This window comes from Pseudomonas sp. GM78 (genome assembly GCF_000282475.1).
Classification (GTDB): Bacteria; Pseudomonadota; Gammaproteobacteria; order Pseudomonadales; family Pseudomonadaceae; genus Aquipseudomonas.
Genome location: NZ_AKJF01000142.1, coordinates 35972 through 43804, shown reverse-complemented (window position 1 = coordinate 43804; position 7833 = coordinate 35972). Strand labels below are relative to the sequence as shown.

4 protein-coding genes are annotated in these 7833 nt (G+C 62.4%); 1 reads left to right on the top strand and 3 read right to left on the bottom strand.

Going from position 1 to position 7833, the window contains the following annotated elements:
• Window positions 1-263 precede the first annotated feature (263 nt).
• Complete coding sequence (locus PMI35_RS08635) at window positions 264-1844, top strand: arylsulfatase (RefSeq protein ID WP_008062991.1); 1581 nt, start codon at window positions 264-266, stop codon at window positions 1842-1844.
• 49 nt (window positions 1845-1893) lie between these two features.
• Here the strand turns inward: PMI35_RS08635 and PMI35_RS08640 are convergent, their stop codons facing one another.
• Genes PMI35_RS08640 through mexE form a run of 3 tightly spaced genes read right to left on the bottom strand, consistent with a single transcriptional unit; the run spans window position 1894 to window position 7760 of the window.
• On the bottom strand, window positions 1894-3312 hold the full coding sequence (locus tag PMI35_RS08640) for an efflux transporter outer membrane subunit (RefSeq protein ID WP_008062989.1): 1419 nt from the start codon (window positions 3310-3312) through the stop codon (window positions 1894-1896).
• Window positions 3309-6488 carry an efflux RND transporter permease subunit gene (locus PMI35_RS08645; protein ID WP_008062988.1) on the bottom strand — a complete coding sequence of 1060 codons (3180 nt, stop codon included), beginning with the start codon at window positions 6486-6488 and terminating at the stop codon, window positions 3309-3311. Before PMI35_RS08645 ends, PMI35_RS08640 begins: the two co-directional genes overlap by 4 nt.
• A gap of 12 nt (window positions 6489-6500) precedes the next feature.
• A complete protein-coding gene (gene mexE / locus PMI35_RS08650) occupies window positions 6501-7760 on the bottom strand; it encodes a multidrug efflux RND transporter periplasmic adaptor subunit MexE (protein ID WP_008062985.1) in 1260 nt (419 codons plus the stop codon).
• Between the last annotated feature and the right edge of the window lie 73 nt (window positions 7761-7833).

Genomic DNA, 7833 nt, shown 5'->3' with positions numbered 1-7833 from the left:
GTCCATACATAAGAGCGAAACCATAGGCGGCCGTTACCGCAGGAATGGATATGTACTCAGTCAACAAAATCCAGGTCGGCTGTCAGGCCGCCATCGCTGCGATGCGGCGTTCCGACAAGACATAGGGTTTTCACCCACCTTAAGGATCAAGACGATCTCTACCGGTCACAGCCACCTGATATGGGTGGCGCAGTCTTATTGACGAGGTTTGAACATGCCCCCTGGTCGCTCTTCGCGACACCCGTCAACAAGGAGCCAGTCAAATGACTCGCATAACAAAGTGGCTGCCGAAACTCGTCCTGACGGCGGCTACGTACATGGCGCTATCGGCAACCGCCGGGGCCGCCGAAAAACCCAACATCCTGGTGATCTTCGGCGACGACATCGGCCAGACCAACATCAGCGCCTACTCCATGGGTGTGGTCGGCTACAAGACACCCAACATCGACCGCATTGCCCACGAAGGCATGCTGTTCACCGACTATTACGCCGAGAACAGCTGCACCGCCGGACGCTCGTCGTTCATCACCGGCCAGTCACCACTGCGCACCGGCCTGACCAAGGTCGGCGTGCCGGGGGCGCCGATCGGCATTCAAAAGCGTGACATCACCCTCGCCCAGGCGCTCAAGTCCCAGGGTTACGCCACCGGCCAGTTCGGCAAGAACCACTTGGGCGACCGCGACGAATACCTGCCGACCAACCACGGTTTCGACGAGTTCTTCGGCAACCTTTACCACCTCAACGCCGAAGAGGAGCCAGAGCGCCCCTACTGGCCCAAGGAAGACCCGGAGTTCGTCAAATCCCGCACGCCCCGTGGCGTGATCCACAGCTACGCCGATGGCAAGATCGAAGACACCGGCGCGCTGACCGCCAGGCGCATGGAAACCATCGACGACGAAACCACGGCGGCGGCGCAGGTGTTCATGGAAAAACAGGCCAAGGCGGACAAACCATTCTTCGTCTGGATGAACACCACCCGCATGCACCTGTTCACCCACGTGCGCGAGTCGATGAAGGGCCAGAGCGGCATGCCCGGCAACGATTATGCAGACGGCATGCTCGAACATGACGGCGACGTCGGCAAACTGCTGAAAACCCTCGATGACCTGAAAATCACCGACAACACCATCGTCGTCTACACCACCGACAACGGCCCGAACCAGTTCTCCTGGCCGGACGCGGCGACCACGCCGTTCCGCAACGAAAAGAACTCCAACTGGGAAGGCGCTTACCGCGTACCGGCGATCGTCCGTTGGCCGGGCAAGATCAAGCCCGGCGAGGTGTCCAACGAAATGTTCTCGGGCATGGACTGGTTCCCGACCCTGCTCGCGGCGGCGGGTGAAACGGACGTAAAAAACAAACTGCTCAAGGGCTGGGCGCCCACGTCGGGCGCCAGCTTCAAGGTGCACCTGGACGGCTACAACCAATTGCCCTACCTGACCGGCCAGCAGCCTAAAGGTGAGCGCAAGGAGTTCTATTACTTCAACGACGACGGCGTGCTGGTGTCGATGCGTTTCGGCAACTGGAAAGTGGTCTTCGCCGAACAACGCGAGCCCGGCGGTTTCGCGGTCTGGAGCAGCCCGTTCGTTCCGCTGCGCGTACCCAAGCTGTTCAATCTGCGCATGGATCCGTATGAGCGGGCAGACAGCGTCTCGAACCAGTATTACGACTGGACAGTGAAGAACTCCTACCTGCTGGCCCAGGGTGTGGGCAAGGCCGCCCGCTTCCTGCAAACCTTCGTCGAATACCCCCCCAGCCAGAAACCCGCGAGTTTCAGCATCGATCAGATCCGCACGGCGGTGGACGCGAAAATCGAAGAAATGAAAACCCAGCCCCTTCCCTGAGCTGCGCCCGCCAATCACCCTTGGGTGGTTGGCGGGGCCGGTATTGGCATCAGTTGATCGAGGCTACCTTGCCGCCGCCACTGTCCCACCCGCCTCCCAGCGCCTTGTAGATGGCGACGATCCCCCGGTACTGGTCGACCTCACCCTGTGCCTGTGCATCCTCTGCATTCAAGCGTTCGCGCTCGGCATCGAGCAACACCAGGTAATCGACAGAGCCTTCCTTGTACTGGATTGCCGCCAGGCTGGCTGCCGCGCGGCTCGACTCGCTCTGCTTGATCAACGACAGCAGCCGCTGTTGGCGTTTGCCATAGTCGCTGAAGGCGTTCTCCGATTCTTCCAGCGCCAGCAACACTTGCTGTTCGTAGGTGGCCAGGGCGCCTTCGGCGTCGGCGTTGGCGCCGCGGATGCGGGCACGCACGCTGCCCAGGTCAAAGGCGGCCCAGGTGATGCTCGGACCCAGGCTCCAGGCGCGGGCGGCGCTGGAACCGATTTGCGAACCGCGCCCGGCGGTGAAGCCAAGGAAACCGCTGAGGCTGACCCGAGGAAACAGGTCGGCAGTCGCCACGCCGACATCCGCGGTCGCCGAAGCCAGCCTGCGCTCGGCCGCCAGCACATCGGGACGACGCTGCAACAACTCGCCGGGATCGCCGATCGGCAGCGCCTTGGCGATGGCTGGCAGGTTTGCCGGGTTCAATGACACGCTCAGCTGGTCCGGGCGTTCACCGAGCAAAGTGGCGATGCGATTTTTCTGCCGGACCTGTTCCGCCTGCAGTTGCGGCACACTCGCCTCCACCGCCGCCAGACGCGCGTCGGCACGCACTACATCGAGTTCGTTGCCGACGCCGGCATCGCGCAGGCTGACGGTGACGCTGCGCGAATCGTTCTGGTTCTTCAGGTTGGCCAGGGCGATTTTTTCCCGCAATTGCGCGCCACGCAATTGCCCGTAGGCGTCGACCAGTTCAGCGATCATCGTTACCCGCAGTTGATACAGGTCTGCCGCAGCCGCGTCTTCCCGGGCATCACTCGACTCCAGCGCACGCTGAATGCGCCCGAACAAATCGATTTCCCAGGCCATGTCCAGGCCCAGGTCGTAGCGCTCAGTATTGACCCGGCTTTCAGTCAGGCCCGGTACTTGTGATTTGCCTTGCACGCTGCTGATGCGACTGGTGACCACCGGCAGGTTGTCGTTGCTGATGTCGTCACGGATCGCCCGGGCCGCTTTCCAGCGCGCGAACGCCACGCGCAGGTCGCGGTTGCCTTCCAGCGACTTGCCCACCAGCTGGTTCAGCGTGGGATCGTCGAACTGCTGCCACCACTGGCGTTCAAAACGCGACTGATCGTAGTTGGCCGCCCGGGCATGCACGCTGTTAGCCGGCGGCGTATCCGGGGTCTTGTAGTCCGGCCCGACCGTGCACGCCGCCAGTGCCGTGACCAGGAGGCTGGGTAAAAAGAACTTCAAGGCTTTCATGGTTGCACCTCCAGGTTCAGCGCATGGGCTTGCTTGCGCACATGCTTGCGTTCGATGTAACGGCGAATCAGCACAAAGAACACCGGTGTCAGCAGCAGGCCGAAGAAGGTCACCCCGAGCATCCCGGAGAACACCGCCACCCCCATGGCCCGGCGCATTTCCGAACCGGCACCGCTGGACGTCACCAGCGGCACCACGCCCATGATGAACGCGAACGAGGTCATCAGGATCGGCCGCAGACGCATGCGGCAAGCGTCGAGCACGGCGTCCAGCGGCGACAGGCCCTGCTCCTGTTTGTCCTTGGCGAACTCGACGATCAGGATCGCGTTCTTGCACGCCAGGCCCACCAGCACGATCAGGCCGATCTGGGTGAAGATGTTGTTGTCACCCCTGGAGATGATCACCCCGGCGATCGCCGACAACAGGGTCATCGGCACGATCAGGATCACCGCCAACGGCAGGCTCCAGCTTTCGTACAACGCCGCCAGCACCAGGAACGCCAGCAGCACACAGAGCGGGAACACCAGCAACGCGGTGTTGCCGGACAGGATCTGTTGGTAGGTCAGGTCGGTCCACTCGTAGGTCATGCCATTGGGCAGTTCCTCCCTGAGCAGTTTTTCAATCGCGGCCTGGGCCTGGCCGGAGCTGTAGCCGGGGGCTGCGCTGCCGTTGATTTCCGCGGTGAGGAAACCGTTGTAGTGCGAGACCCGGTCAGGGCCCGAGGTCGGGCTGACCTTGACGAAGGTCGCCAGCGGGATCATCTCGCCGCGATCATTGCGCACCTTCAACTGGCCGATCTGCTCCGGCTCCTGGCGGAACTGTTGCTCGGCCTGCACGTTGACCTGGTAGGTGCGACCAAAACGGTTGAAGTCGTTGGCGTACAGTGAGCCCAGGTACACCTGCAAGGTGTCGAAGATGTCGTTGATCTTCACGCCGTGGGTCTTGGCCTTTTCCCGATCGATGGCGGCTTCGACTTGCGGCACGTTGACCGTATAGCTGGTGAACAGGTTAGCCAGCTGCGGAACGCTGTGGCTCTTGGCGATGATGTTCATGGTTTCTTTGTACAGCTCGTCGTACCCCAGGTTGCCGCGGTCTTCGATCTGCAGGCGGAAGCCGCCGATGGTGCCCAGGCCTTGCACCGGGGGTGGCGGGAACACGGCGATGTAGGCGTCCTGGATCTCACCGAACTTGCCGTTGAGCGAGGCGGAAATCGCCTTGGCCGACAGGCTTGGGTCCTTGCGCTCGTCGAACGGGCTCAGGCCGATGAAGGCGATGCCGGCGTTGGGGCTGTTGGTGAAGCCGTTGATCGACAGGCCCGGGAACGCCACGGCGCTGTCGAAGCCCGGCTCGTTCATGGCGATGGTGCTCATGCGCCGGATCACCGATTCGGTGCGATCCAGGCTCGCGGCATCCGGCAGTTGCGCGAAGGTCACCAGGTACTTCTTGTCCTGGGTCGGCACGAAACCGGTCGGCGTGGTGCTGAAGCCCATGTAGGTCATGGCGATCAGGCCGGCGTAGACCAGCAAGGCCACGCTGCTGCCACGAATGATCTTGGCCACGGCAATCACGTAGCCATGGCTGGCCTTGTCGAAAAAGCGGTTGAAGGGTTTGAACAGCCAACCGCCCAGCAATCGATCCAGCACTTTGGAGAAGCGGTCTTTCGGTGCGCCGTGAGCCTTGAGCAGCACAGCGGCCAGCGCTGGCGACAGGGTCAGGGAGTTGAACGCCGAGATCACCGTCGAGATGGCGATGGTCAGGGCGAACTGTTTATAGAACTGGCCTGTCAGGCCGGAGATGAAAGCGGCCGGCACGAACACCGCGCACAACACCAGCGCGGTGGCGATGATGGGCCCTGTCACTTCGCCCATGGCTTTCTTGGTGGCTTCAACCGGTTCCAGCCCGGATTCAATGTTCCGTTCGACGTTCTCCACCACCACGATCGCATCATCGACCACGATGCCGATGGCCAACACCAGGCCGAACAGCGATAGCGCATTGAGTGAAAACCCGAGCAGGTGCATCACCGCAAACGTACCGATCAGCGACACCGGCACCGCCACCAGCGGAATGATCGAGGCGCGCCAGGTTTGCAGGAACAGGATCACCACCAGCACCACCAGGATCAGTGCTTCGAACAGCGTGTGCACCACCGCTTCAATCGAGCTGCGCACGAAAATGGTCGGGTCGTAGACGATCTCGTAGTCCATGCCCTCAGGAAAACTCTTCTTCAGTTCGGCCATCTTCGCCCGCACCTGGTCGGAGACGTCGATCGCGTTGGAACCGGGGCGCTGGAAGATCGGCATGGCCACCGCTTCCTGGTTGTTGAGCAAGGCGCGCAAGGCGTATTGGTTGGAACCCAGCTCGATGCGGGCGATGTCCTTCAAGCGAGTGATTTCGCCATCCGGGCCACTGCGGATGATCACGTTCTCGAACTCTTCTTCAGTGACCAGCCGCCCCTGGGAGTTGATCGACATCTGGAAGCTGGTGGCATTCGGTGCAGGTGGCGAACCCAGTTGCCCGGCGGCGACCTGACGGTTCTGTTCGCGCACTGCGTTGACCACATCGGTGGCGGTGAAATTGCGCGAGGCGGTTTTATCCGGATCGAGCCAGATGCGCAGCGAGTAGTCGCCGATACCAAACATCTTCACATCACCGATGCCGTTCAGACGCGACAGCTCGTCCTTGACGTTGAGGATCGCGTAGTTGGACAGGTACAGCATGTCGTAGCGTTTGTCCGGCGACACCAGGTGCACCAGCAGGGTCAATTCCGGTGAGGCCTTGTCCACGGTGATGCCGATGCGCGTCACTTCTTCGGGCAATTTCGGCTCGGTGCGGGTCACGCGGTTCTGCACCTGGACCTGGGCGTTATCCAGGTCGGTACCCAAGGCGAAAGTCACGGTGAGGGTCAAGCGCCCGTCCGCCGTGGATTGCGAGGACATGTACAGCATGTTCTCGACGCCGGTGATCGCCTGCTCCAACGGGGCCGCCACGGTTTCGCCGATGACCTTGGGGTTGGCCCCCGGGTAGTTGGCGTGAACCACCACGGTCGGCGGTACCACTTCGGGGTATTCGCTGATCGGCAGCTGGAACAGCGAGATGGCGCCGGCAATCAGGATCAACAGCGACAGCACGGCGGCGAAGATCGGCCGAATGATGAAGAACTGGGAGAATTTCATGTCAGTGCTTCCTTATCCGCGAGGGCTGGGCGCCGCATCCGTCTTCACCAGGGCCGGTGATTTGACGGAGGTGGAGGATGGGCTTGCAGGCTGATTACCCGCCTCGATGGCCTGGCGTTGGCGGGTCAGGGTCGCGACCGTTTCCGGGTCGGCCATGGGTGCGTCCTGCGGGGCGACCACGGCGCCGGGACGGACCCGCTGCAGGCCGTTGATGACGATGCGATCGTCTTTGTGCAAGCCGCTGCGCACGATGCGCAGGCCTTCAAGCTTGGGCCCCAGGTCGACATTGCGGTACACGGCCTTGTTGTCCTGATCGATCACCAGCACGAACTTCTTGCCCAGGTCGGTACCCACCGCCTCGTCCTTGATCAGCAGGCCGGCATAGGCGGCGCTACCCACCAGTTTCAGCCGCGCGTACAAACCCGGGGTGTATTGGCCGGCGGCGTTGTCGAACACCGCGCGACCGCGGATGGTGCCCGTCTTGGGATTGACCTGGTTATCGACGAAATCCATCTGCCCCAGGTGACTGTTGCCCTCCTCGTCCGACAGCCCCATGTACACCGGCGTGGCCTGGCCGCGCTGGCCCTGGCGGGAGAGCTGAGCGTACTTGAGGAACAGGCGTTCGTCGGCGTCGAAGTAGGCGTACACCCTGTCGGTGGACACCACGCGGGTCATTGCGCTGGTTTCGGCGGTGACGAGGTTGCCGGCGGTGATTTCCGCGCGGCTGACACGGCCGCTGATCGGCGCGGTGACGCGGGTGAAACTCAGGTTCAGCCGGGCGAGATCCAGCTGCGCCTGCACTGCGTCGACACCGGCCCTGGCTTCCTGGGCGGTGGTGTTGCGGGTGTCGGCCAATTCCGCGGAAATCGCGTTGCTGCCGAGCAGACGCTGACCGCGCTGCGCTTCATTGCCGGTACGAACCAGGGTGGCGCGGGCCTGTTGCAACTGCGCTTCGAGGCGATGCACTTCATGTTCGAACGGCCGCGGATCGATCTGGAACAACAGATCCCCCTTCTTCACCAGCGCACCGTCGGTAAAGGCCACCCGTTCGATCTGCCCTGATACCCGTGGACGGACCTCGACGGTTTCCGGTGCCTCCAGCCGTGCGGTCACTTCATCCCATTCGGTGATGGGCTGCTCGATGACCTTGGCGACAGTGACGCGCGGCGCCCCCGGGGCATTGGCGGCGACCGGCGCACGATCGCAAGCGGCAAGCATCGTCAGTGCCAGGGCGGCAAGTGGATAACGCAGAGGTTTGAGTGACTGTTCCATGGGGGGTCCGCCTGACGGTTATGGTTTTTTGCGCAGTCTCGGCTTAGCGCGGGGCCGCGACGAATCGAACGCA

Coding starts and splice junctions, on each gene's coding strand:
- PMI35_RS08645 (WP_008062988.1), bottom strand. CDS start 6,488: ATGAAATTCTCCCAGTTCTTCATCATTCGGCCGATCTTCGCCGCCGTG.
- PMI35_RS08635 (WP_008062991.1), top strand. CDS start 264: ATGACTCGCATAACAAAGTGGCTGCCGAAACTCGTCCTGACGGCGGCT.
- mexE (WP_008062985.1), bottom strand. CDS start 7,760: ATGGAACAGTCACTCAAACCTCTGCGTTATCCACTTGCCGCCCTGGCA.
- PMI35_RS08640 (WP_008062989.1), bottom strand. CDS start 3,312: ATGAAAGCCTTGAAGTTCTTTTTACCCAGCCTCCTGGTCACGGCACTG.